We start from the raw sequence: 23,845 nt of genomic DNA on the forward strand, positions 1-23,845 counted from the left end.
CAGCTATTTTTTTGCGGCGCCGTTCACCACCGCGCCGATCATCACGCCCAAATAGCTCATGGCAAGGGCCAGCCACCAGATGCGGTAAAAATCGTGGCCGAAGACGCCGTTCACAAGCCAGCCCGCAAAGGCGATCCAGAATGTGGCGGCAAAGCGCCAATACAGTCCCGCATTCTTGTCCGTCCATTCCGCCGCAAGACACGGACGTATGCGCCTGTAGCCCCACACAAGAAAACCCAGCAGAAAAATCATGCCCGCCGCAAAACCGACAAGGCCGTGGGCATACAGGATGTCGAGATAGAGGTTGTGCGGGTGGGTGATGGTTATGGCGTCATGCGTCGGCGTCAGGCCAAGGGCGCGGAAGGCTGCATTGTATTGTCCCGCTCCGGCGCCGAACCAAGGATGTTCCAAAAAAACACGCCAAGCGAGTTCCCAGAGGCTCCAGCGGCCGTCGGACATCACAATGCCGAGGCTCTTGGTGTTGCCGCGCGGCGACAGAAACCAAAAACACGCCAACAGGGCAAGGGTGACCGCGCCCGGCCGGGCATATTTTCGCCATGCGCTGAAGCCTGTTTTCAGCACGACCCACAGGCCGCCGGAAAAGGCCACAGCCAGCATACCGCTGCGGGCCGCGGCCCCGCAAAGCAAAAACAGGGCGGGCCAGAGGGCTGCCAGACATAAAAAGGCGGACACTGCGGGACAGAACTTTTGCCGGAAAATAAACCAGAGACTGAAGGCCGGTATAAGGGCAAGTGCTATATAATTGCCCACTGTGTAGTCGCCGAGGCTGCCGGTCAGCCGTCCGTCGCGCGGGGTGTAACCCATGATGAAGTCATGTCCTGTAGCTGCCTGCCACAGACCGTCAATCCCTTGCCAGAAGCATGCCAGAACACAGGCCCAGACAAGACGGTGTATATCTTTTTCTTCCCGTACGCATTCCATGGCAATAAAAGGCAGGATAAAACCCTTGTTGACACCGGTGCCTGCGTGCAGCAGGGAATCAAGGGGGTGTTCCGACAAAACCACGCCGATGGCTGCCATAAGCCACAGACAGTAAAAAAGCGGACGCGCTGTGAGCCGCGCGAGCACGCTTTGTCGCCATGCGCGGCGGTAGTACAGCAGCAAAAAAACAAAACAGACAGGCGGTATGACCTCGCGCGCGCCGTAGCTTATGGGAAAGGATGCCAGCGAAAGCCAGAATGACCAGAAAAGACAAAAAAACCAGCATTCGGCAGGGTCATGTTCATACAGCACAATGAGCCGCGACCTGACGGACGCGGCCCGCTCTGTAACAGTTTCAGGCAATATGCGATGCAGGTTCACGGCCGCGCGCTGTTCTGATGTTCTTGTTTGATTTTTGACTTAGTCTGGTGAGGCCTATTCCCTCTGGACAGTTCCTTGAAAACACTGTCCACACACTGCAAATCTGTGAGCGGCGCGCTCTGTTCTTCGTGCATCACGGATATGAGCAGAAAGATAAGGATGCCAAGAAACGACAACAAAAGCATACTACCCCGCGCAAAGAGACCTTTTTCGCGAATAAGCACAATCAGGCATCCCTAAGATTTCGTCTGATTTGACTTCAGACAGATTATCCAAAAATTCACGGTGTTCGTCGGTGTCCACGATAGATCCTTGTCCCGGGATGCACAGGCGAGAATAAAATACTATGGGTTGCCGCCGTGGCAATCTATAAAAAGACAGAACAAGAAAACAGCCATTCATGGTAAGAGCGTTACACCACTTTGTTCAGCGCGTATTCAATAATGCCTTGCGCGCCGGCGTTGCGTAAAAGCGGAATCAAATCGCGCACAGCGGCGCTTTGCACCACGGTTTCCACTGAAAGCCATTGCGCGTCGCGCAACGGCGCGACCGTGGGGGAATTGAGCGAGGGCAACATTTGCAGGATGGCGTCAAGCTGCGCGGTCGGCGCGTTCATTTTGAGAGCCACCAGATTTTCGGCTCGCAGCGCGCCCTGGAGGAGCAGGTTTAACTGCTCGATCTTGGTTCTTTTGCGCATGTCCTGCCAAGCTTTTTTATTGGCGATCAACACGGGAAAAGAAACCATGACTTCGGCGATAACGCGCAGACCGTGCGCGCGGATTGTCGAGCCGGTTTCGGTGACCTCCACAATGCCGTCGGCAAGCCCTTCCACAACTTTGGCTTCCGTGGCGCCCCAGGAATAAAAAACATCCACGTCAACGCCCTGACCGGCGAAATAGCGACGGGTCAGATCTTCCAGTTCCGTTGCTATGCGTTTGCCCTGCAGGTCACGCGATTTCTGATAAGACGAATCGCCGGCGACAGCCAGCACCCAGCGGCAGGACCGGTTGGATGACTTGGAATACACAATGTCTGCCACGCGCTCCACCTGACAGTCATGGCCTCGTTCACAAAGCCAGTCCAGGCCGGTGATACCCGCGTCAAGCACCCCGGCCGCCACATAACCGCCTATTTCCTGTGCGCGGCAGAGGGATGCAGCGATTTCCGGGTCATTGATGTCAGGGAAATAATTACGGCTGTGTTGGCGTATTTTCCAGCCAGCGCGTTCAAAAAGATTGATGGTGGCCGCTTCAAGCGACCCCTTGGGCACGCCCAGTTTGATGATCGGTTGTGTGGGCTCGTTCATGGCAGTTTCCCTTAGCAGGTGAAGATTCACTGTTCATAAACCAGTTTGGGGTCAAAAATTTGCGGCGAACAGAGCCTGCATGTCCCGTTTTCCCATTCCCGGTAAAAACAGGAACGCCGCCCTGTGTGGCAGGCCGCTCCGCCCTTTTGTTCAATGCGCAGCAGCACCGTGTCGTTGTCGCAGTCAATGCGCAGGGCGCGCACTTTTTGCACAAGACCGGAGCTTTCGCCCTTGCGCCAGAGTTGCCCGCGGCTGCGGCTCCAGTAGTGTGCTTCGCCTGTTTCGAGCGTCTTGCGCCAAGCCTTTTCATTCATATAGGCGAGCATAAGCACTTCATCCGTGGCCGCGTCCTGCACAATAGCCGGGATAAGGCCTTTGCTGAAATCGGGCGTAAAATTACAGTCGCCTGTAGAAGCTGACATGCTTTTCTCCTTGCCCTGATTGCCCTGCAGGGGGGAGTAAATCTATCTGCAATTATGCTCTGTTGCAAGTCTGGGACACTGATTCTTCTTCATTTTTCTTAATGAAGGAAACAAACAGGAAAGTCTGAATTTTTATAGAGATTAAACATTTTGATTATGAGATGACTTGTATTTCACTTTAGATATCTGCAAAAACATACTTTTTATTTCCATTTGAAAGAGTGTGAATTTCGTTTTAACCATAGGCAAGATGACATTATTCCCTCTCAGCCAGGCATGACTCTATATAAATTCTATCTACCAGGAGCACCGTCATGTACACACGGCGCATTATGCTGGCCACCGGCAACGCCGATAAAGTCTCGGAGCTTGCCGCCATGCTGGGCACGGCAATGAAAGTTCTGGGCATTTCGGCCTTCCCCCACATCGGGGAGATAAAGGAAACTGGCAGCACATTTGAGGAAAATGCGCTCATCAAGGCGCGTCATGTTGCCGGCATAACCGGTCTTGTCAGCCTGGCTGACGATTCCGGCATTGTAGTGGATGTGCTTGCCGGTGCGCCTGGCGTTTATTCGGCGCGCTACGCCGACGACTGGGAAGCTAAGCCCGGCGAGAACCGGGATGCACGCAATATGCGAAAATTGCTGCACATGATGGCCGCCGTGCCCGAAGTCCGCCGCTCGTGCCGTTTTGTGTCTTGTATAGCCGCCGTGCGGCCTGACGGGACTGAAATGACCATACGCGGAGAGTGGGAAGGCCGTGTGCTGACAGCGCCGCGCGGAGAAAACGGCTTTGGCTATGATCCTATTTTCCTTGACGCTGTGCTGAACAAAACGGCCGCCGAATTATCGCGGGATGAAAAAAACGCCCGCAGCCACCGCGGCAAGGCGTTGCGCGGGCTTTTGACTCGTCTGCCGACGTTTATGGCCGTTGGATGAACCTCCTTCAGATTAGAAGCCATCTCAAAATCAAATTTGAGTTTAATCTCGAAAATATCCAGGCTTTCGACTGATCATAATAATATATTGATATTGATAAATAAAGGGCGCTCCAGCGACGCTCAAACGCGCAATATCTGAACCGGTGGCAGATATCCATGCTGAAGTATCATCAGGACGTTTCAGCGTATATGGGAAAGCAGCTCTTGCGGCCGCGAGAGCAAAAGCCGGGCGCCGTGCCGGTGGAGTTCTTCTTCCCTGCGAAACCCCCAAAGCGCGCCGACAGGAACCATGCCGGCATGTACGGCGGTATCCATATCCACGCTGCTGTCCCCAAGAAAAAACACCGTCTCAGGAGCAAGACTCAGGCTGCGCGCCATGTCAAGGGCCACGGCCGGGTCAGGTTTGGCGACGCGGTCAGGCAGACTGCCCTGTACGCGGACAAAGGGAATGCCGGGGAAAAAATGGGCCACGGTTTCCAGCGCGAAATCGTGAGGCTTGTTTGTGAGCACAAAAAGGGGGATGCCCTTCGCACGCAGTCCATCAAGCAGTTCGTCCAGACCCGCATAAGGCCGGGTTTTTCTGGCCCAGTATCGCCCGTACTCTTCCCCCACTTTTTGCAGCATGCGGGTGACAAGCGTTTCGTCCGTCCCCTCCGGTGCCGCGCGACGAACAAGGGCGACCATGCCGTCACCCACAAAACAACGATACAACTCCACAGGATGCGTGGGCAGGCCAAAAGCTGCCAGCGCGGCGTTGACGGAGTCGGCGAGGTCATCCAGACTGTTGATGAGCGTGCCGTCCAGATCAAAAATAACGGCGGAACAAGGCAGAAGCATATACCCTCTGCTGCTCAACGGCTGGCCATGTGCACCGCGCTGACGCTGGCGCACAATTCACGGACAAGAACGTCCATAACATACTCGGGAACTCCCGCATTGAACCTGATCTCACGCCGGGAAAGCAACGCAAGGCGCATCCGGCTTTCTGCCACGGCATTACGGTTGGAAATATTTTGCAAATTTTTCCGGCCTGATGTCGGCACACGCCGCTGCACAAGAAGCACATCCGTCAACAGGGTCGTAGCACCGGTTCCGCTTAGACGCGACGTCCCGCCGTATCCCTCATTCACCATCGCGCGCAGACTGTCCGGCTCTGCCGCCCCCACAGCTAGCACGGTAGGGTGCACAATATACCCGGCTTTGCTGGGGTTGCTTGTCACGCTGAAGCCGCTTTCCGCAAGACTTGTTTCCAGTTTGGCGCGAAGGCCGAAAACCATATCGCTTTTGTCACGTACATTCACATACACCACACCGGCGATATCAGCGTTGACGTCAGGCGGTACAAACCCTCCACTGCGCAGCACTTCAATGCCTGCGGTCGCGTCGCCTCTTTTGTGCACACAAGCGCTGAACGCCGCCAGAGTAACAAAGGCAACAAACAAAAGCAGCAGGCCGGCAAAAAAATGGCTGCTGAAAAAAAAGCGCATGGACTGTCCTTATTTTTTAAACATTACCCCAAATCACAACACCTGTCCAGCAACACTGATTTGGAGTGATTCACTTTCGCAATGATTTAACATTAGTGTCTAATGGCTAAAATTTTAATTATTATGATATTCGTCCCTGAACAGGATGCACGATGAGTAAAGTTTCCCGCTTGATTCCTTGTGATGCTGACACGCTTGTGCTCCTTGAAGAACTTACAGTGCGTCGGACAGCGCTATCCGGCACGGTCCAGATGGATTGGATAGTGTTGGCCCGAATAGCGAACAAGACAGTGCAACGCATCCGTAAGCGTCTCCATACCAGTGCAACTACAGAACACAGCACCCACAAGCGGCATGAAGCTTGGCTTGAAAAACATCACGGTGACAAGCGCAAGCCGGCTCAATACGGTGACAAGCGCAAGCCGGCTCAATATGGTGCCGGTCATATGGAACGCTTCATCTCCGCTTAGAATAAAACCGCAAAGCCTTTTGTATGGAGAAAGCGTGCGGTTAGGGGTACTCGGCTTTAAAAAATGCTCGAAACTTTAATGATTACCAGTGCCTGATCATTGCGAAAGTGAATCTCTCCTGATTTTACAAAAATACGATCTTCCTCCGCCACTGCATGGGAATCTCCCTGTCGCTCCGCCTGCTGCAAAAACGCTGCCTGGCGGATTTTTTCACATGCAAAGACCGCAACTTGACGTCAACGTGTTTTATCGTATCTTTATCCTGCGGCAAGCCCGCACAACACGCCCGACCCCAGGAACACACATGAACAAACGGCTTATCATTGTGGAATCGCCGGCCAAGGTGAAAACCATAAAAAAATTTCTCGGGGCGCAGTACGCCGTCCATGCCAGCGTCGGCCATGTACGCGATCTGCCGTCAAATACGCTCGGCGTGGACGAAGCCAATGATTTCGCTCCGCAATATGAAGTAATTGACAGCAAAAAACACGTTGTCAGCGAACTGCGCGCCGCCGCCGCAAAAGCCGATGTCGTGTATCTGGCGCCGGATCCTGACCGCGAGGGCGAGGCGATTGCCTGGCATATAGCCGAGCTTATCCGCGACAAAACAAAAACTATCAAACGCATCCAGTTCAATGAAATCACGGCGAAAGCCGTGCGGGAAGCGCTGGAGTGCCCGCGCGAGCTCAACGCCAATCTTTTTGATGCACAACAGGCACGACGTGTGCTGGACCGTCTGGTGGGCTACAAAATTTCGCCGCTTCTCTGGAAAACCATCAAACGCGGCATTTCCGCCGGGCGGGTTCAGTCTGTGACACTCAGACTGATTGTAGACCACGAAACCGAACGCGAGGCATTTACCCCGGAAGAATACTGGCTTTGCAAAGCGTTTCTTTGCGCTGATACGCCGCCTCTGTTCACGGCGGAACTGTTGAAACTGCACGGCAAAAAAGCGCATATCGGCAACAAAAAGCAGGCGGACGCCCTGAAAGCGGAAATCAGCAACAAATCCTTTGTGGTGCGCAGCGTGACGAAAAAAGAACGCGAACGTGCTCCCAAACCCCCATTTATCACATCCTCGCTGCAGCAGGCAGCCAACCAGCGCCTGTCTTATTCGACCAAACGCACCATGAACATAGCCCAGCGGCTTTATGAAGGCGTCGAACTGGATGAAAAGGGGCTCACAGCCCTGATAACCTACATGCGCACAGATTCTACACGCGTTGCCGATGAAGCGCGGGCCGCGGCCCGCGACTTCATTGCCAAAACATTCGGCCCAGACTATCTGCCTGCAAAATCAAGAAAGTATAAATCAAAAGCCGGCGCACAGGACGCGCATGAAGCCATCCGCCCTGTGGACATGACCATTGTCCCCGAAATGATCAGGGGCGCGTTGCCGCCCGATCAGTACAATCTTTACAAACTTATCTGGTCGCGCTTTGTGGGATCACAGATGGCCGGAGCCCGCTTTCACGACACGACGGCGCTGGTTGAATGCGGAAAAACCGAGTGGCGGGCAAAGGGTGAACGCCTGCTCTTTCCGGGTTTCCTCACAATCATGCCGGCAAGCAGAAGAGAGGAATCCGAAGCCGCACTGCCGCCGCTTGCAATCGGGCAAACCCTCACGCTGGACAAACTGGAGCAAGGACAAAAATTCACGCAGCCGTCGCCGCGCTACAACGAAGCAAGCCTTGTTCGGGAACTGGAAGAACGCGGCATCGGCCGCCCATCAACCTACGCGACCATCATTTCCACACTTCAGGACCGTGATTACGTCCGGTTGACGGACAAGCATTTCATTCCCACTGATCTCGGACGGACAGTGTGCCGCCATCTCTCCGAACATTTTACCACATTGATGGACGTGAGTTTTACAGCCCAGATGGAAGAAAGCCTGGACAAAGTGGCTGAAGGCAGCCGGCAACGGGTGGATCTATTGCGGGCATTTGCCGCGCAGTTCAACCCGGCGCTGGATGCGGCGGCCAAAAATATGCAGAGCCTGAAGAGCGGCATGCCCGCAAACGTGTCCTGCCCTGGATGCGGAAAACCCCTACTGATCAAATTCGGCAAGGCAGGCGACTTTCTGGCATGTTCCAGCTATCCCGCCTGCCGCTATACAAGCAACTTCACGCGTGCGGAAAACGGTCAGGTGGAAATTGTGCCCGCGGAAAAGACGCAAGCGGCAAAAGTAGGCGTCTGTCCACGCTGCGGCAAAGATACAGTTGTCAAAAAATCACGCACAGGCAGCCGCTTTATCGCCTGCACAGGCTATCCGGCATGCAGCTGTGCCGCGCCCTTTTCCACAGGGGTGCCCTGCCCGCGCTGCGGCAAGGGAATGCTTGTTGAAAAAAGCAGTAAACGGGGAAAGATTTTCTATTCCTGCGATCAGTATCCCCAATGTGATTTTGCACTGTGGGATAAGCCCATGCCGGGCTCCTGCCCGCAGTGCGAAGCCCCGTATCTGGTAGAAAAAAAGAAAGGAGAGAGTATAAAAGTCGTCTGCCCTGTCAAGGGCTGCAGCTACACAAGGGAGGACGATGTAATTTTTCTGCCCAACACATAAAGGGGCTTTGAAGATGAAAACTCAAAATCCACAAAAATCATAGCAGGGATGCTTGGCGTTGAGCCTCCGTGCGGCTCATTTGGCATATGAAAAATTCTCTGCCATTTGCGCTTGGATGTATCTCTAACGAAGATCAAAGCCGGTCTTGCCTGTTCTGACGACAGTCCCACCGCGCAATGGCACAAGGAGCAGAACGGCTTTATCGCTCGTCTGCGCAAGCGGGGGAAACCTGCCTTAAGCGGGTCTGCCATCCGTCAAAGGGCCCCAAGAGCTTCAGAAACGATGTCAAAACAAACCTGCGACTATTCCACCGCAAGCTGAATGCGGGCAAAGCCCGTCACCGTAATGTCGTCGCCAACCGCTTTGGCCGCCTCACGCGTTATATCGCTCACACTCTTCTTGTCATCACGTATATAGGGCTGCTCCATGAGGCAGACTTCCTTATAAAATTTTTTCACAGCGCCGTCGGCGATCCTATCCACAATATTCGTGGGCTTGCCTTCCTCCAGAGCCTTCTGCCGGTATATTTCACGCTCGTGCTCTACAGCCGCCGTGTCAAGACTCTGCGCGTCCAAAGCCATGGGGTTGGCCGCCGTCACCTGCATGGCAAGATTTTTGGCAAACTCCAGCACTTCAGGCCTGCCGACGCTGGCTGCCTTGCCTACGGTCAGATATGCCAGCACGCCGATCTTGCCGTTGGCGTGAATGTAGCTGCCTACAATTTCCTTGTCAGAGACGCACGTATGGCGGGCAAACTTGCCGATCTGCATATTTTCGCCCACAGAGGCGATAAGCTGCGTCAAATCCTCGCCCATCAGCGATTCCAGCGCCGCGTGATCAGCAGGGTTGCTATCCAGCACTGTCTGCGCCACACGGGCAGCCATATTCTGAAATTGATCGCCACGGGCCACAAAGTCTGTTTCACATAAAAGAGCCGCCATGGCCACATGCTTGCCGTCCGGGCTTTGGGCAGCCGTCACAAGCCCTTCACTGGTCACACGGCCGGACTTTTTGGCGGCCTTGGCCATGCCTTTCCGGCGCAACCAGTCAACGGCCTTTTCCAGAACGCCGTCCACTTCCTCCAAGGCTTTTTTACAGTCCATCACACCGGCGCCGGTTTTTTCGCGTAGATCTTTTACCAGTTGCAGTTGAGCACTGATTGCCATATACATCTCCATATCCGTCCGACAAAAACCGGAGTAATAAAAAAACAAGCGGTTATTCAGTGGCAGGCGTTGTCTGCGCGGATTCCGTCGTCTGCGCTGGCGCGGTCGTGGCGGATTCTGCCGCTTCCTCGGCCTCGACGGCCCTGCACATAACTTCCTCGGCATTGGCGGCATTGCCCGGTGCGTCCTTGGACATGGCCTCGCCTTCCAGACAAGCCTCGGCAAAACCGGTCACAAAAAGTTTGATCGCACGAATGGCGTCGTCATTGCCGGGAATGATATAATCAATCACATCGGGATCACAGTTGGTGTCTGTCACAGCCACAATGGGAATGCTGAGCTTGCGGCATTCCTTCACCGCAATATTTTCGCGATTGGGATCAATAACAAAGGCTATCTGCGGCAGACGATCCATTTCTTTGATGCCGCCCAAGGTTTCCTCAAGCTTGTGCACCTCACGCTCCAACAAAAGAATTTCTTTTTTCTGGTAACGGTTGATGGAACCGTCGGCGAACATACTTTCAAGTTTTTTCAAACGTTCCACGCTCTTCTGGATGGTTACAAAATTTGTCAGAGTGCCGCCCATCCATCGGTTGGTCACATGGTACTGGTTGGCGCGGCCCGCCTCCGCGGCGACAGCCTCCTGCGCCTGACGTTTGGTGCCGATAAAAAGCACCTTGCCGCCTTTAGCAACCGTGTCCGCCACCTTGTCGTAAGCCGTACGAAACAGTTTGACGGTCTGCTGCAGGTCAATAATATGAATGCCGTTGCGCGCACCGAAAATGTAAGGACGCATTTTTGGGTTCCAGCGGCGGGTCTGATGCCCGAAGTGCACGCCGGTTTCCAGCATTTGTTTCATGCTGACGTAAGACACAATGAGCCTCCAAAGGGGTTTTTCCTCCACCCCGGCCGGGTTTTGGATCCTTCACCGGCTTTGCTGCGTCAAACGCCCAACGCGCTGACAGCCGGACCCCGGATCCCAGCCGGGATGTGCGTAATGGAAGGGCCTTGTAGCATAAGGCCATCGCGATGGCAAGAAAAATCCGCTGTACGGCGGTCGGCGCATCACCGCAGGGCGTCAAACAGGGATGTATCCGACATGGAATAGCTGTTTTCCTGCGACGGGAAAACCCCGCTTTTCACTGCTTCGGCATAGGCTGTGAAAGCCGTGCGCATAGCGGAATCAACTTGTCCGAAAATTTTAACGAACTTCGGCGGCGCGCTTGTCAGGCCCGACATATCCTGCCACACAAGCACCTGCCCGTCACAGTCCGGTCCAGCGCCGATGCCGATGACGGGGATGGCGAGCTCATGCGTGATCCGCGCGCCGAGCGGTGCGGGAACGCACTCAAGCACCAAGGCGAAGACGCCAGCGTCCTGCAGGGCGCGGGCGTCGTCAAGCAACTTCTGTGCCGCGGCAAGGCTTCTGCCCTGTACCCTGTAGCCGCCCAAAGCGTGCACAGACTGTGGGGTCAAGCCCAAATGTCCCATCACCGGCACAGAGGCCCTTATCAGGGCACGCACTGTGGGGCAAAAATCCATCCCGCCTTCCAGCTTGACGGCGTGGGCCATACCCTGCGCGAGCAGCCGCCCGGCGTTGCGCAGGCTTTCCTCCACGCTCACATGGTAGCTCATAAAAGGCATGTCGCAGACAACCAGAGCATTATCGGACGCACGCGCCACTGCCGTGCAATGCCGGATCATGTCGTCAAGGGTGACGGCAAGCGTATTGTCATACCCCAACATCACGTTGCCGAGGCTGTCGCCCACAAGCAGGGCGTGCACGCCCGATTGATCCATAATTTTTGCCGTGCTGTAATCGTAGACCGTGAGCATGACGAGCTTTTCCCGTCCCTTTGCTTCCCGAAAAGTAATGACGGTGTTTTTCATGGCCTGTCCTTTCTGTTTGTATTGACAACAAGCGCCATAAGCACGTGCGCCAGTTTGGCGGCGGTAAAATCCGCATGATGCAGACCAGGTATGGGCGCAAGTTCCACCACGTCAAAGCCGGCAATCTCGCGGCCTTGCGCGCAGCTTTCCAAAAGCTGTACGGCTTCGTGCCAAAAAAGCCCGCCAGGCGACGGTGTGCCCGTGGCCGGCATCAGCGAAGCGTCCAGCCCATCCAGATCAAAACTGATGTAAATGCGGCGCGGAAAATCCGGAGGCAGAGGGGCAGACGGCAGGCCTTCGCGTGCCAACGTTGCAGCGTCATAATGCACGACGCCAAGACGCCGGCGAATGTCCGCTTCTTCACGGCTCAGCTCACGCACTGCGAACTGGGCGAGAGGCAGGCCGAGATCAACGACGGCGCGATACATGACGCAGGCGTGTGAAAACGGATTCCCCTCATAATGAGAACGCATATCCGCATGGGCGTCTATCTGCACAACCCCGAGCGGCCCGCTGTGCGACAGTGCGCGCAAAGCGCCAAGGCTCACTGTATGTTCGCCGCCAAGCAGCACGGGACAAGCACGACAGCTCACGGCGCGGGCGACGGCTGTCTCTATGTGCGCGAGTACCACTTCCACGCTGCCGTCACAGTCAACCGCAGGCGCAGTATAAAAACCTGCCTCGCCTGGCGCGCAGCCGTTTTCCATGGCTTCAAGCTGACATGTGGCGGCCAGCAGGGCCGCGGGACCGCAGGCCGCGCCCGTGCCGTATGAAACACTGCGTTCAAAGGGCACGGGGATAATGTGAAACGCCGCCCGTTCCGGCGCAACCGGCGCGTATTCAGAAGCCAGAAAATACTGTTCTCTCATACCGCTGATTCCGTACAATACACAGTAAAAACGGCCTGCATGGGGGCAGACCGTTTTGATGAAGGAGGCTGTCAGCAAAAGATAAGGAAGGTAATAAATATATTGCAGAACTCGTGCCAAAATATGTTTATCATAATTAGACTGTTTTTACAGAATGAATTAATTATATTATGACCAATGGCGCGTTAAAATTTTTATACTTTTGAATCCACAGCAGAATTTCTTGCGTGATGTTTGTACAAAAAATTGGTTTGTTCAAATTCCCGAATACCAACGGCAGTCGGCCTTCTCTGCGTTCTGTGCAGGCACCGCATTTGCTGCTGGGACGCGAGGGTTAGCCTATGAGGAACATGCGCAGACTGTGTCCACGCCGGATTATGATTGCATGCAGAAAATTGATTTTTCCAAAAAAACTTGTTAACTGTTTCGATCTGTCCTTATTAACTAAGGTATTATTATATCCAAAATTTCTCTGCTTGGCAAAATCTGAATGGAGGTCCACATGATTGCAGAGCATACCCGGCGCGTAGCGTGTGCGCAAAAAATCCTCATGGTGCTGGCCGCGCGTTACCCCAGGCATGCTCCACAGCTTGCGGCACGCAACGCGTGGGAACTGCTGGTCGCCACCGTGCTGGCGGCCCAGTGCACAGACACGCGCGTCAACACCATTACGCCGGAACTTTTCCGGCGCTGGCCTGGGCCACAAGAGCTGGCGACCGCCGATCAGACAGAGCTTGAGTCTGTCATCCGTTCCGCGGGCTTTTACCACAGCAAGGCAAAAAATTTGCTGGGCGCGGCTGTACGCGTGCGGGATGTTTTTGACGGCCGCGTGCCGGACAGTCTTGAAAATTTGACATCTCTGCCGGGTGTGGCCCGCAAAACAGCCAACGTTGTGCTTTTCGGCGCATACGGGCGCAATGAGGGACTTGCGGTGGACACGCACGTCAAACGCATAGCTTACCGCCTCGGCCTTACGGACCAGACGGATCCTGATCGTGTGGAACAGGATTTGATTGTCCTTTTTCCTCGTCGGGAGTGGGGCAATGTCAATCACCGCATGGTGCTCTTCGGCCGGGATATATGCCATGCCCGATACCCCTGTTGCAACGAGTGTGAAATGAACGTCTTCTGCCCGCGCCGCGCCTGTCCCCCATCTTCCGGTCGGAACAAACCCGGCAGGGGAGAACAGCCGCGTAAAACATCCCGCCGCGTGTCTTAAGAAAATGTGTGCATTGCCGATGAGATACCTGTAAAGCATTTACTATGTTATTATGATCCGAATGATTACTCTCTATAAAAATTCCAGACTTTCCTGTTTGTTTCCTTCATTTTTGTTTCCTTCATTAAGAAAAAATGGACGTTACAAATGAACAATGGGGATTGCTCGAACCTTTGCTTTCCAGCACACCCAAAGGTCCAAGAGGGCAAGGCAGGCCAGTTGCCGATGATCCACGTTCCATTTTAAACGGCAAGCCTGATTTGCGGGAAGCCCTTACAGACGGGACATTTGCTCCCGCAAAAAAAGGGCTGTGCCGTTGGCTGGAAGAGCTTGTGTACAGCAGGATCAGGAGCGGTAGTCGGCGTTCAGACTTACATACTCGTGTCCGAGATCTGAAGCCTGTAACGTGTATTCCCCCGATCCGGCGCACAGGTCAATCTCCACTGTCACGTCCTTGCCCCGCAGCAGTTCGGCGAGACGCGCTTCCTGATCGTCGTTCACGGGCTGCCCGTGGCAGAAACGCTCCACCCCGCACAGGGCCATGCTGACCCGGTCGGGGTCAAAGCGCGCGCCGCTGTATCCCACGGCCGTCACAATACGGCCCCAGTTGGCGTCACCGCCGTAGATTGCTGTTTTGACAAGCTGCGAATGGCCCACGCTACGGGCCACGCGCTCGGCGTCCGTCTCGTCAGCCGCGCCCCGTGCCGTAATATGGATAACCCGGCCCGCGCCTTCGCCGTCCATAACCAGCATATGCGCAACCTGCCCTAGAATGCCGGTCAGGGCTTCTTCCAGCAGGGCCAAATCGGCCGGACTTTGGACGGCAACTCCCGACGCGCCGTTGGCAAGGCCGAGAATAGTGTCGTTTGTCGAGGTGTCTCCGTCAACGCTGACCCTGTTGAAGGTGAAGGCCACGGCCCGCCTGAACATAGCCTGCCACGGCTCGCGCTCCGTCGCCGCGTCCGTCAGTGCCACACAGAGCATAGTGGCCATGTTGGGGCAGATCATGCCCGCACCCTTGGCCATCACGGTCAGCCGCGCACCGCCGCCGGAAAGGCCGATGTCGCGCGAAGCGAATTTGGGAAAGGCATCCGTGGTCATAAAGGCACGGGTGAAGCCCTCTGCATCGCGTCTGCCCAGGCTTTGCACAAGGGCGGGAATAGCGGCACGCCAGAGATTCATGCGCAGCTGCGCGCCGATAACCCCTGTGGAGATGGGCAGAATGTCGTTCGGGGCAAGGCCTGCCGCCTGGGCGGCCAGAAGCTGCGTGGCCCGGCAGTTCACAATGCCCTCATCCCCGGTGCAGGCATTGGCCTGACCGGAATTGGCAAGCACGGCCAGCACCGGCCCGCCACGGCGCAACAGTTCCTGACACACCAACACGGGCGCTGCCTTGAAGGCGTTTTGCGTGAACAGCCCGGCCGCAACCGCGGGACGGTCCGAAACAATGAGGCCGAGATCGTCGCGGCCCGTTGTCTTAAAGCCGGCCGCCGCCGTGCCGGCCCTGAAGCCCTTGGGCAGGTCATCCGTCATGATTGGCGTCCCACAATATATGAAGTATGTTCTTGTGGAGCGCAGAAGGCCCCACAAAAAATATACATAAAACTATTTTCCCGTATGCTTTGCCAGCCGCCGTCTACTTTCTGGTCTTCTGGATTTCTTCGGCCAAGGCCGCAGGCACGCGTTCATAGTGGTCGAACTGCATGGTGAACGTGGCGCGGCCCTGCGTGCGCGACCGAAGGTCTGTGGCATAGCCGAACATGGAGGCAAGCGGCACCTGAGCGCGCACACTCTGCGCGCCGCCGGCGCGGGCTTCCAGGCTCTGCACGCGGCCGCGTCGACCGTTGAGGTCGCCCATCACATCGCCCAGATATCCCTCAGGAGTAACCACTTCCACATCCATGATCGGCTCCAGAAGCACAGGCCCAGCTTTCTGCATAGCGTCCTTGATGGCCATGGAGCCGGCCACATAAAAAGCCTGCTCCGAAGAATCCACTTCATGGTAGGAACCGAACACCAGATTGACCTTGACGTCCACGCAGGGAAAACCAGCCAGCACGCCGGACTTCATGGCGTCCTGCATACCCTTGTCTATGGCCGGGATATATTCTTTGGGAATCACGCCGCCAGTGATGGAATTGACAAATTCATAGCCGTTGCCGGGGTTGGGCTCAGCCTCAATGACGCAATGGCCGTATTGGCCGCGACCGCCGGACTGTTTGGCGTGCTTCACGTCCGACTTGGCGGGCTTGGAAATTGTTTCACGGTAGGCCACCTGCGGTTTGCCCACATTGGCATTCACATTGAACTCGCGCGTCAGGCGGTCAACAATGATTTCCAGATGCAGCTCGCCCATGCCGGCAATAAGTGTCTGATTTGTTTCCTCATCGCCCTTGACGTGGAACGAGGGATCCTCTTTGGCAAGCTTGTTCAGCGCAGCGGAAAGGGCGTCACGATCCGCCTTGGTCTTGGACTCAATGGCGACCTCAATGACCGGATCTGGAATATTCAGGGATTCCAGCACTACAGGGCGCTTTTCGTCACAAAGCGTATCGCCGGTGGAGGCGTTTTTCAGACCCACAAGCGCCACAATATCGCCTGCGCCCGCCCATTTGATGTCTTCGCGCTTGTTGGCGTGCATCTTGAGAATACGGCCGATGCGCTCCTTCTTGCCGGTATTGGCGTTGTACACGCCCATGCCGGATTCCAAGTAGCCGGAATATATGCGGAAAAATGAAAGATGCCCGATAAACGGGTCGGAAAAAAGCTTAAACACGAGCCCGGCCAAGGGATCCTTGTCGATGCAGGGGCATTCAATGAGATTGTCCACCCTGTCCGGCTCGTGGCCTGTCATGGGCGGTATGTCCACAGGCGAAGGCAAATAGTCCACCACGGCGTCCAGCAGGGGCTGCACGCCCATATTCCTGAAGGCGGAGCCGCACAGCACCGGCACGATATTGCGGGCGATGGTGGCCTTGCGCACGCAGGCGATGATTTCCTCTTCCGTCAGGCTTTCGCCGCCGAGGTATTTTTCAAGCAGGGCCTCGTCTTCCTCCGCTACGGATTCCACAAGCTCGCGGTGCTTTTCGTCCACAAGCGCACGCATGTCGGCGGGCACTTCGTCCACACTCAGTTCCGCACCCTTGGTGCTCTTGTCAAAACTCACGGCCTGCATGCGCACAAGATCCACCACGCCTTCAAATTTATCTTCCGCGCCGATGGGCAGTTGCAAAGACACGGGCTTGGCGCCGAGACGGTCGTGGATCATCTCCAGGCAGCGGTTGTAATTTGCGCCTGTGCGGTCCATCTTGTTCACGAAGCAGATGCGCGGCACATTGTAACTGTCCGCCTGCCGCCACACTGTCTCTGACTGCGGCTCAACGCCGGCCACAGCGTCAAAGACGCACACAGCGCCGTCGAGCACGCGTAGCGAACGCTCCACTTCAATGGTGAAGTCCACATGCCCCGGCGTGTCGATGATATTGATGCGGCAGTCTTTCCAGAAACAGGTTGTGGCGGCGGAAGTGATGGTGATGCCGCGCTCCTGTTCCTGCTCCATCCAATCCATAATGGATGCGCCGTCATGGGTTTCGCCGATTTTGTGGGAAACGCCGGTGTAGAAAAGAATGCGCTCAGTGGTGGTAGTCTTGCCGGCGTCAATATGGGCCATGATGCCGATATTACGCTGTTTGTCTACAGGCACGGTGCGGGACACTGTATTCCTCCATTTGCTCGCGCGGACTCCGCCCGCGCGAGCGACGGCGGGCGTTCGGCCGGCCGCAGCTTTTCAGGTGCGCTTGCGCGGCACGGCCCTTCTTGCGGATGCCGCGCCGACAAAATTGTTTTTGCAATTTTACCAGCGGTAGTGGGCAAAGGCCTTGTTGGCATCGGCCATACGGTGGGTATCTTCCTTTTTCTTTACCGCGCCGCCCCGCGCGTTGTAGGCGTCGAGCAGCTCAGCGGAAAGTTTGGCGGTCATCCCCTTTTCGCCACGTGCGCGCGAATAGTTGATAATCCAGCGTATTGACAGAGAAACCTGCCTCTCCAGGCGCACTTCCATAGGCACCTGATAGGTCGCGCCGCCCACGCGACGGGCCTTGACTTCCATATACGGCTTGACATTGTCGAGCGCCTTTTCAAAAGCGCGCATGGGGTCTTCGCCGGTTTTCTCGGTCAGATTTTCCAGAGAGCTGTAAAAAATTTTCTCGGCGGCGCCTTTTTTACCGTTGTACATAAGCCGGTTCACAAATTTTGTGACCAGACGGCTCATATAGAGAGGATCAGGCAGAATTTCACGTTTGGGAACAGGGCCTTTACGGGGCATGATTCATCTCCTTTGAAAAAACGTTTGCGGCGGCGCCAGCCCCGCGACGATCCCCGGCCGGGAAGCAATCCCGGCCGATGAAGACACGCCGCATGACGCGCGCCGTACTTGTAGAAAGCACTCTGTGCGTAAATCCGTACGTCTCTTTACTCAGGCTACTTGGGTCGCTTGGCGCCGTACTTGGAACGGCTCTTGCGGCGATCCGCCACGCCGGAGGCGTCCAGCGTGCCCCGCACGATATGATACCGCACGCCGGGAAGATCCTTCACGCGGCCGCCACGGATGATCACAACAGAGTGCTCCTGCAGGTTATGCCCTTCGCCGGGGATATAAGCCGTCACTTCAATGCCGTTTGTCAAACGAACGCGGGCCACCTTGCGCAGGGCCGAGTTCGGCTTTTTCGGCGTGGTGGTGTACACGCGCGTGCACACGCCGCGCCGTTGCGGGCATGCATGCAGGGCGGGAGTTTTTTTACGTTTGATCACGGCCTTCCGCTCAATGCGGATAAGCTGATTTATGGTGGGCATTATATTCTCCATCCAGGTAATGTTGCTGTCAAAAAACACAGAAAATAAATTATACACTGTCAGGACGTATCCTGTCAAACGCCGGCGGGATGCTCCCTGGGGCAGACGCATCTAAAAAAGTCTATAGAATAAAGGAATCATCCTGTCATGTACGAGGAAGTCAACAAATATAATGACACACTTTTGCCGGAAGCTCTAAAATTTAGATGCGTCTGTCCTGGCGCTGCCTGCATGACGGCATTGACAGCGGCCGGACGCCAGTGTAAGCGGAAACAACTATGCAGCACACAAAAACATCACCGACAGCTATCGGCGCAACAGGAGCCAGTGTCCCTGTGTGAGGCAGCGCGACATGCAAGACCATTTTTGGAGCTATCTTGACGTCTGGCGGACGCGTTTTCCTCGCCGCAGACCCCTGCGCTGGCGCAACGACTGGCTGCAAAACGGTTATTGCCGCGATTGCCGCTATTGCTGCGGTCAACAGGATTCCAACAAGCCTTTTTACATGGCGCTTCTGCCCGAGCAGATACGCCCTGATCTGACGAACGATTTTTACATGCACAGTCCAAATACAGCCTATATGGACGCCCGCGGCTGCAAAGCCGCCACAGCGCAGGGTTGCCGTCTGCCGCGCGCGCAGCGGCCTGTGGCCTGCTCCATATTTCCCCTGGTGCTCACCGGAGGGGAACTCTACCTCTATCAAACCTGCCCTGCCGTACTCTTCACCCCTTTCCCCCAACTGGCCGGGCTTGGCCTTGAGGCGGCAGCCTGGCTGCGAAACTTCAGCCGGGCGAACGTGCGCCGCATTTCGTTGCGCCTGCCGGCACAGACGCTGGCGAAAGGCTACATTGCGTTGCATATCAAGGTTGCTGGCCGGTGACAGACGGCAACACACCCACAGCTTTGAATGTCTTCGCCCAATCAATCGTCCGCATCAACGCCGCCATAAGTTCAGCTATAGAACCGCACTGATACCCTTTCCCTGCCTCAAGTTCCGCTATGGCCTTGACGGAGCACCTTGACCTCAAAACGGCAAGCGCCTTCATCATCCACCCGAAACGTGAGCCGCCGGATAGCGTCAGAAAGCGACATGTCCATCGCGACCAGAGCACAGCTTTCCCTTTTGAGAAAACACCATAAGACGGGTCTACGCGCCCTGCGGGGCGGCAAGCTCTTCCCGGCGGCGCAACAGCCAAAAAACCAGAAACGCGCCAGCAAGTTTGCTCAATGTCATGGTGAGAAACGAAAACGGCGCGGCGCGGCCGATGAGGCCTAAAAAAACAAGACTGTCCAAGGGCGTACTGATGAGGCTCGAGAGCAGGATACGCCGCGACAGGGGCTTGCGGGTAACAGTGAACAGCACCCAGTCAGCCAGTTCACCCACGGCGAAAGCGGCCGCGCTGGCTATGGCAAGGTCAGGACTCGCCATAACCCAGCTTGCGGCGCAGCCGAACAGCATAGCCCAGAGAACGTGATGCTCCACGCGCTGTTGAGCAAAATCCCGCACCACAAAAATAAAACCCACAATGAGCGAAACCGGCGGCCATACTTCGCCGCCCGGCAGGGAAACAGTCGGAGTGACGGCAAAGGCCCAGTTCACGCCCACAATCAGAACCATATAGGTGACAAGAGAAAACATGGCGGAAAAACTATGCCCAGCCGTAGCTGAGGTCAAGCGGCCTGATCCGGGCGGGCGGGAGCGGTGCAAAAAACGCTCCGGCCAATGTCAGGAGACAAGCAAAAAAACGGCCAAACCGGCAAAAACCATTCCCGCGAGGCGATGGACAAACACCTGACAGCGCGGGCAGCGGTTGAACCGGACAGCCAGACGCCCGCCCAAAGCGGCAACGGCAAAAAACATCAGAATAGTGGCCGCAATAAACAGACTGCCCAGACAAAGCACCTGCAACGCCACACTGCTGCGCGCCGGGTCGCAGAATTGCGGCAAAAAGGCAAGAAAAAAAGGGTAACCTTCGGGTTGGTTATGTTCTATCACAATGCCGCGCCGATAGAGCGCCCCATAGCCGGGAAACGGAGCGCTGCCACCGCCTGCTGGGAGCGCTCCGGCGCGGAAGGAAAGCCGGGCAAGATACACGCCTTCAGCACGGCAAAAGCCACGGGCGAACTCTGCAAAAGTACCGCCACACCCAGTGCAACCGCAATGGTGTGTACACACAAACCCGTGACCAGACCAAGGAGGGTTGTGGCGCCGCCCGCGCCCGCGCCGTGCACAGCCGACTGCGTCAGCACAAAAATATTGTCCGGACCAGGCGCCACGCCAAGCAGCAACGATGCGGCAAAAAACGCAAACAGGACATCAGGGCTCAACACGCCCGGCTGTCTCCATGTTGCAAAAAATCTCGCTTCGCGGCGCGGGGACAGGCCTTGACGACGCGTTCAAGCAGAAGGGCAGCGCTTGCTGACGAGCAGGGCCTGCTCGTCAGCAAGCGCACTGGGCGACGGCCTTTGGTGTAACAAGCGCCTCCGGGAATCACGCCGTTGTGTTGCTGAACACGCTTTGCAAGATTGTTTGTGACGCCGCAATAAAGCGTGCCGTCAGCGCATTCCAGCAGATACACATGCCAAACGGATGCACCGGCGCCTACAGCCACGCAGCCCCTACCGGAAATTCGGAAGAAAGACGTTTTTTATTTTCATGCCTTCTGCCAGTCCTTGACCAGCACGTCCACAGAGGCAATGCCGTTGTATATGTCCAGACGCGGCGTGTAGGCCAAACGAATCTTTTTGCCCACAAGCGACGGGGGCAGTTGCCCGGCCATACGCCATGCTTTGGCCCACAGCGTCATGCCGCTCGTCTCATCCAGCACCCTGAGCTGCACATGCTCGCGGCTGCGCCCCAAAAAGGCGCGTTCTCTGACGAGCAGCGGAGGAGAGGCAAAAATCGGCTCGGCGTTGCCTGGGCCGAATGGCTGCAGCAGTTCCAGCTCTTTCAAAAAACAGTGCTCGACGGCTTTGTTGAAATCCAGCTCACATTCCAGCGTCAGGGCCGGCGCGGACGGCTCCGCCCCCAGCACCGCGCCGGCCGCTGCTTCAAAATTCTCCCGAAACTCCGCAAGATTGCTAGGTTCAAGTCGCAGGCCAGCGGCCATGCGGTGCCCTCCGAATCCCAAAAGACACCGGGCAACGCCGGCAAGAGCGGCATATAAATCAAAATCGCGCACCGAGCGACAGGATCCCTTGAGCGAGCCCCTGTCGTCACAAAGAACAATGGCGGGACGATAAAATTCCTCCACAATGCGGGAGGCGACAATGCCCGCCACGCCGGTGTTCCAGTCTGGACCATACAGCACAAGGGCTGCGCGGGGTTTTTCGGCCAGCTGCGCCTGCGCCTGCACGCGCGCCTGCATTAGGATGCGCTCCTCTTCCTCGCGGCGACGCCTGTTCAGCGTGTCCAGCTGAGCGGCAAGATCCGCGGCCGTTGCGGGGTCTTTCGCGCGCAAAAGACGCAAGGCCGCTTCAGCGCTGCCCATGCGCCCGGCGGCATTGATTCTGGGCGCGAGACGAAAGCTCACCTGCCCGCTGGTCAGAAAAGCGGCCTGATCCGCCTCGCTAACAGCTTTGAGCGCGGCCACGCCGGGACGTGCGGCACGGGCAATGCTGTTCAAACCGGCGCGCACGAGAATGCGGTTTTCCCCTGTCAGACGCATAACATCGGCCAGCGTGCCTAGTGCCACAAGATCCAGAACTGCGTCCATTTTGTAGCGTTTGCCCGTGCTGTCAGCCAAAACCGCGTTGAGAGCGGCCATCAGATAAAAGGCTACGCCCACGCCGGCCAGATGCGGGCAAGGGGCCGAATCTCCAAGCCTAGGATTGCAGACGGCGTGGGCCAAGGGCAGTTCAGACGGCGGCAAATGGTGATCGGTAATGACGACAGTCATGCCCAGACCCCGTGCGCGGGCCACGGCCTGAACGTCTGAGATACCGCAGTCCACTGTCAGCAGCACTCCGCAGCCGCAGCCGGCCAGCGCTTCAATGCCGGCGATGTTCAGACCGTAGCCTTCGTCTCTCCTATCCGGAATATGGTGCACGACAGAAATGCCATGAAATTCAAGAACATCCAGCGCAAGCGTCGTGGCCGTCAGACCGTCCACGTCATAATCGCCCCAAACGGCAACTTTTTTCCCGGCAAGCAGTTCCCGCGCAAGCAAACGGGCTGTTTCATCCAGACCCGACCAGCGCTCGGGCGGCGTGAGAGAGCCGAGGCCGGCGGCAAGAAAGTTCTCCATCTCTTGGAGTTCCGTCAAGCCGCGCCGCCAGAGCAGACGCAGCAGTAGCGGCGAAATGGAAAGTTTCCTGGCCCAGGCCGCGGGAGCTTCTCCCCTAGGACAGACACGAAAACGCCAGGTTCTCACCGTCTGACACACCCCTTGCTCTGACTGCCGCAATACCCCGGCGAAGCGCTCTGCGCGGCATCCAGCCGTTCCTGCGGCGGCCAGCTTCTCTTACACAAGCCAGCCGAGAAATTTGACGGACGCTTCATGATTCGGCGCTGTTTCCAGCGCCTTCGCAGATGGTCAGCCGGTGTGGGAAACACGCCGCGCACATCTGTTTTGGCATCTGCGCATTCGAGTACGCCCGCCCCTTCGTCATGGTTTGTTGTTCTGTAGGTATGGATTTTCACTGCCTTATATGGTCATTTCCGCCAAAATTTGCCGCACCGCATTGGCAGGCGACGAAGATGCCACAATGGGCCTGCCGACCACCAAAAAATCAACCCCTTCCGCCACGGCTTCCGCCGGCGTCACAACGCGCCGCTGATCACCTGCCGCCGATCCCGACAGCCGAATGCCGGGGCACAGACAACGCAGCCGCGGACAGGCGGCCTTGATTTTTGCGGCTTCCCGACCGGAACACACGATACCGTCAAGACGCCACTCCTGCGCCTTCAGTGCCAGCGCAAGGGCAAAATCCGCAGGCTGCGCGTCAATGCCCGGCATTTCTCCCGACATAAAGCTTGTCAGAGCCGTCACGCCGAAAAGCAGGGGGGGGGCTCCCGGCGCGGCTGACAGGCTTTCGCGCGCCGTCGCGCACATTCTCTCCCCGCCCTGACAGTGCAGCGTCAACATATCCACGCCCGCCAACGCCGCCGCGAGCACGGCACGCCCCACAGTGTTCGGGATATCATACATTTTCAGATCAAGAAAAACTTTATATCCCAGTGTATTAAGCGCTTCAAGCACACTAGGCCCGGCCAAGGTGAACAGCTCAAGCCCCACCTTGCACCAAGGAACAATGCCCCGCAGTTCACGGGCAAGGGCAAGCGCCCTGTCTTTGTCAGGCACATCCAGAGCGACAATGAGCTGAGCCACAACTTTTTC

24 protein-coding genes and 1 pseudogene are annotated in these 23,845 nt (G+C 56.5%); 6 read left to right on the top strand and 19 right to left on the bottom strand.

Annotation, left to right across the window (positions count from 1 at the left end; all coding sequences use genetic code 11):
- Positions 1-3 precede the first annotated feature (3 nt).
- The 3 genes from RSDT_RS04155 to hisI all read right to left on the bottom strand — a co-directional run bounded on the left by RSDT_RS04155 (position 4) and on the right by hisI (position 3,051).
- Positions 4-1,323, bottom strand: coding sequence for an O-antigen ligase family protein (locus RSDT_RS04155; protein WP_231941773.1), 1,320 nt, complete (start codon positions 1,321-1,323; stop codon positions 4-6).
- A 412-nt stretch (positions 1,324-1,735) separates the two neighbouring features.
- Entirely contained in the window at positions 1,736-2,629 is an 894-nt protein-coding gene (gene hisG, locus RSDT_RS04165; RefSeq protein ID WP_096399677.1) for an ATP phosphoribosyltransferase, read from the bottom strand.
- 26 nt (positions 2,630-2,655) lie between these two features.
- Positions 2,656-3,051 (bottom strand): phosphoribosyl-AMP cyclohydrolase, encoded by a 396-nt coding sequence (gene hisI / locus RSDT_RS04170; protein ID WP_096399678.1) that lies wholly within the window; start codon positions 3,049-3,051, stop codon positions 2,656-2,658.
- Positions 3,052-3,228: 177 nt separating this feature from the next.
- Between hisI and RSDT_RS06885 the strand changes: the two are divergent.
- A pseudogene (locus tag RSDT_RS06885) lies at positions 3,229-3,306 on the top strand (IS1595 family transposase); the annotation flags it as partial.
- Between the two features lie 59 nt (positions 3,307-3,365).
- Positions 3,366-3,989: an RdgB/HAM1 family non-canonical purine NTP pyrophosphatase gene (gene rdgB / locus RSDT_RS04175; protein ID WP_096399679.1), complete on the top strand. Its 624-nt coding sequence runs from the start codon at positions 3,366-3,368 to the stop codon at positions 3,987-3,989.
- 182 nt (positions 3,990-4,171) lie between these two features.
- Here rdgB and RSDT_RS04180 read toward each other — a convergent pair whose 3' ends face one another.
- Both RSDT_RS04180 and traT read right to left on the bottom strand, forming a co-directional pair.
- The gene (locus RSDT_RS04180; RefSeq protein ID WP_231941775.1) at positions 4,172-4,828 is read right to left on the bottom strand and encodes an HAD family hydrolase; all 657 of its coding nucleotides are present in this window, start codon (positions 4,826-4,828) and stop codon (positions 4,172-4,174) included.
- 14 nt (positions 4,829-4,842) lie between these two features.
- Complete coding sequence (traT, locus tag RSDT_RS04185; protein WP_096399680.1) at positions 4,843-5,478, bottom strand: complement resistance protein TraT; 636 nt, start codon at positions 5,476-5,478, stop codon at positions 4,843-4,845.
- A 152-nt stretch (positions 5,479-5,630) separates the two neighbouring features.
- On the opposite strand from traT, the gene RSDT_RS04190 reads away from it, so the two are divergent.
- Both RSDT_RS04190 and topA read left to right on the top strand, forming a co-directional pair.
- Positions 5,631-5,948, top strand: a complete 318-nt coding sequence (locus tag RSDT_RS04190; protein WP_096399681.1) for a hypothetical protein — start codon at positions 5,631-5,633, stop codon at positions 5,946-5,948.
- 304 nt (positions 5,949-6,252) lie between these two features.
- The gene (gene topA / locus RSDT_RS04195) at positions 6,253-8,511 is read left to right on the top strand and encodes a type I DNA topoisomerase (RefSeq protein ID WP_096399682.1); all 2,259 of its coding nucleotides are present in this window, start codon (positions 6,253-6,255) and stop codon (positions 8,509-8,511) included.
- Between the two features lie 302 nt (positions 8,512-8,813).
- Here the strand turns inward: topA and tsf are convergent, their stop codons facing one another.
- The 4 genes from tsf to speB all read right to left on the bottom strand — a co-directional run bounded on the left by tsf (position 8,814) and on the right by speB (position 12,436).
- Positions 8,814-9,677 carry a translation elongation factor Ts gene (tsf, locus tag RSDT_RS04200; protein WP_096400514.1) on the bottom strand — a complete coding sequence of 288 codons (864 nt, stop codon included), beginning with the start codon at positions 9,675-9,677 and terminating at the stop codon, positions 8,814-8,816.
- Between the two features lie 52 nt (positions 9,678-9,729).
- Positions 9,730-10,551: a 30S ribosomal protein S2 gene (gene rpsB, locus RSDT_RS04205; RefSeq protein ID WP_096400516.1), complete on the bottom strand. Its 822-nt coding sequence runs from the start codon at positions 10,549-10,551 to the stop codon at positions 9,730-9,732.
- 191 nt (positions 10,552-10,742) lie between these two features.
- Complete coding sequence (gene panB, locus RSDT_RS04210; RefSeq protein ID WP_096399683.1) at positions 10,743-11,567, bottom strand: 3-methyl-2-oxobutanoate hydroxymethyltransferase; 825 nt, start codon at positions 11,565-11,567, stop codon at positions 10,743-10,745.
- A complete protein-coding gene (gene speB, locus RSDT_RS04215) occupies positions 11,564-12,436 on the bottom strand; it encodes an agmatinase (RefSeq protein ID WP_096399684.1) in 873 nt (290 codons plus the stop codon). Before speB ends, panB begins: the two co-directional genes overlap by 4 nt.
- 502 nt (positions 12,437-12,938) lie before the next feature.
- Between speB and nth the strand changes: the two genes are divergently transcribed.
- Positions 12,939-13,655, top strand: a complete 717-nt coding sequence (gene nth, locus RSDT_RS04220; RefSeq protein WP_096399685.1) for an endonuclease III — start codon at positions 12,939-12,941, stop codon at positions 13,653-13,655.
- Positions 13,656-14,000: 345 nt separating this feature from the next.
- On the opposite strand, the gene argJ is transcribed toward nth, so the two are convergent.
- From argJ to rpsL, 4 genes are all read right to left on the bottom strand, one after another.
- Positions 14,001-15,188, bottom strand: a complete 1,188-nt coding sequence (argJ, locus tag RSDT_RS04225; protein WP_096399686.1) for a bifunctional glutamate N-acetyltransferase/amino-acid acetyltransferase ArgJ — start codon at positions 15,186-15,188, stop codon at positions 14,001-14,003.
- A 103-nt stretch (positions 15,189-15,291) separates the two neighbouring features.
- Positions 15,292-17,370, bottom strand: a complete 2,079-nt coding sequence (gene fusA, locus RSDT_RS04230) for an elongation factor G (RefSeq protein WP_096399687.1) — start codon at positions 17,368-17,370, stop codon at positions 15,292-15,294.
- 138 nt (positions 17,371-17,508) lie between these two features.
- Entirely contained in the window at positions 17,509-17,979 is a 471-nt protein-coding gene (gene rpsG / locus RSDT_RS04235) for a 30S ribosomal protein S7 (protein ID WP_096399688.1), read from the bottom strand.
- Between the two features lie 155 nt (positions 17,980-18,134).
- Positions 18,135-18,506 (bottom strand): 30S ribosomal protein S12, encoded by a 372-nt coding sequence (gene rpsL, locus RSDT_RS04240; RefSeq protein ID WP_096400518.1) that lies wholly within the window; start codon positions 18,504-18,506, stop codon positions 18,135-18,137.
- 352 nt (positions 18,507-18,858) lie between these two features.
- Between rpsL and RSDT_RS04245 the strand changes: the two genes are divergently transcribed.
- The gene (locus tag RSDT_RS04245) at positions 18,859-19,386 is read left to right on the top strand and encodes a hypothetical protein (protein WP_096399689.1); all 528 of its coding nucleotides are present in this window, start codon (positions 18,859-18,861) and stop codon (positions 19,384-19,386) included.
- Positions 19,387-19,653: 267 nt separating this feature from the next.
- On the opposite strand, the gene RSDT_RS04255 is transcribed toward RSDT_RS04245, so the two are convergent.
- From RSDT_RS04255 to pyrF, 6 genes are all read right to left on the bottom strand, one after another.
- Positions 19,654-20,181, bottom strand: coding sequence for a VUT family protein (locus tag RSDT_RS04255; RefSeq protein ID WP_145954809.1), 528 nt, complete (start codon positions 20,179-20,181; stop codon positions 19,654-19,656).
- A 51-nt stretch (positions 20,182-20,232) separates the two neighbouring features.
- Positions 20,233-20,502, bottom strand: a complete 270-nt coding sequence (locus tag RSDT_RS07740) for a LysE family transporter (RefSeq protein ID WP_331712849.1) — start codon at positions 20,500-20,502, stop codon at positions 20,233-20,235.
- Positions 20,499-20,837 carry a LysE family transporter gene (locus RSDT_RS07745; RefSeq protein WP_331712850.1) on the bottom strand — a complete coding sequence of 113 codons (339 nt, stop codon included), beginning with the start codon at positions 20,835-20,837 and terminating at the stop codon, positions 20,499-20,501. The genes RSDT_RS07740 and RSDT_RS07745 overlap by 4 nt, the downstream gene beginning before the upstream one ends.
- Complete coding sequence (locus RSDT_RS04265; RefSeq protein ID WP_172414415.1) at positions 20,831-21,118, bottom strand: GIY-YIG nuclease family protein; 288 nt, start codon at positions 21,116-21,118, stop codon at positions 20,831-20,833. The genes RSDT_RS07745 and RSDT_RS04265 overlap by 7 nt, the downstream gene beginning before the upstream one ends.
- A 42-nt stretch (positions 21,119-21,160) precedes the next feature.
- On the bottom strand, positions 21,161-22,879 hold the full coding sequence (recJ, locus tag RSDT_RS04270; RefSeq protein WP_096399693.1) for a single-stranded-DNA-specific exonuclease RecJ: 1,719 nt from the start codon (positions 22,877-22,879) through the stop codon (positions 21,161-21,163).
- A 273-nt stretch (positions 22,880-23,152) separates the two neighbouring features.
- Complete coding sequence (pyrF, locus tag RSDT_RS04280) at positions 23,153-23,836, bottom strand: orotidine-5'-phosphate decarboxylase (RefSeq protein ID WP_096399695.1); 684 nt, start codon at positions 23,834-23,836, stop codon at positions 23,153-23,155.
- Positions 23,837-23,845: the final 9 nt, after the last annotated feature.

The organism is Candidatus Desulfovibrio trichonymphae, from assembly GCF_002355955.1.
Classification (GTDB): domain Bacteria; phylum Desulfobacterota; class Desulfovibrionia; order Desulfovibrionales; family Desulfovibrionaceae; genus Desulfovibrio; species Desulfovibrio trichonymphae.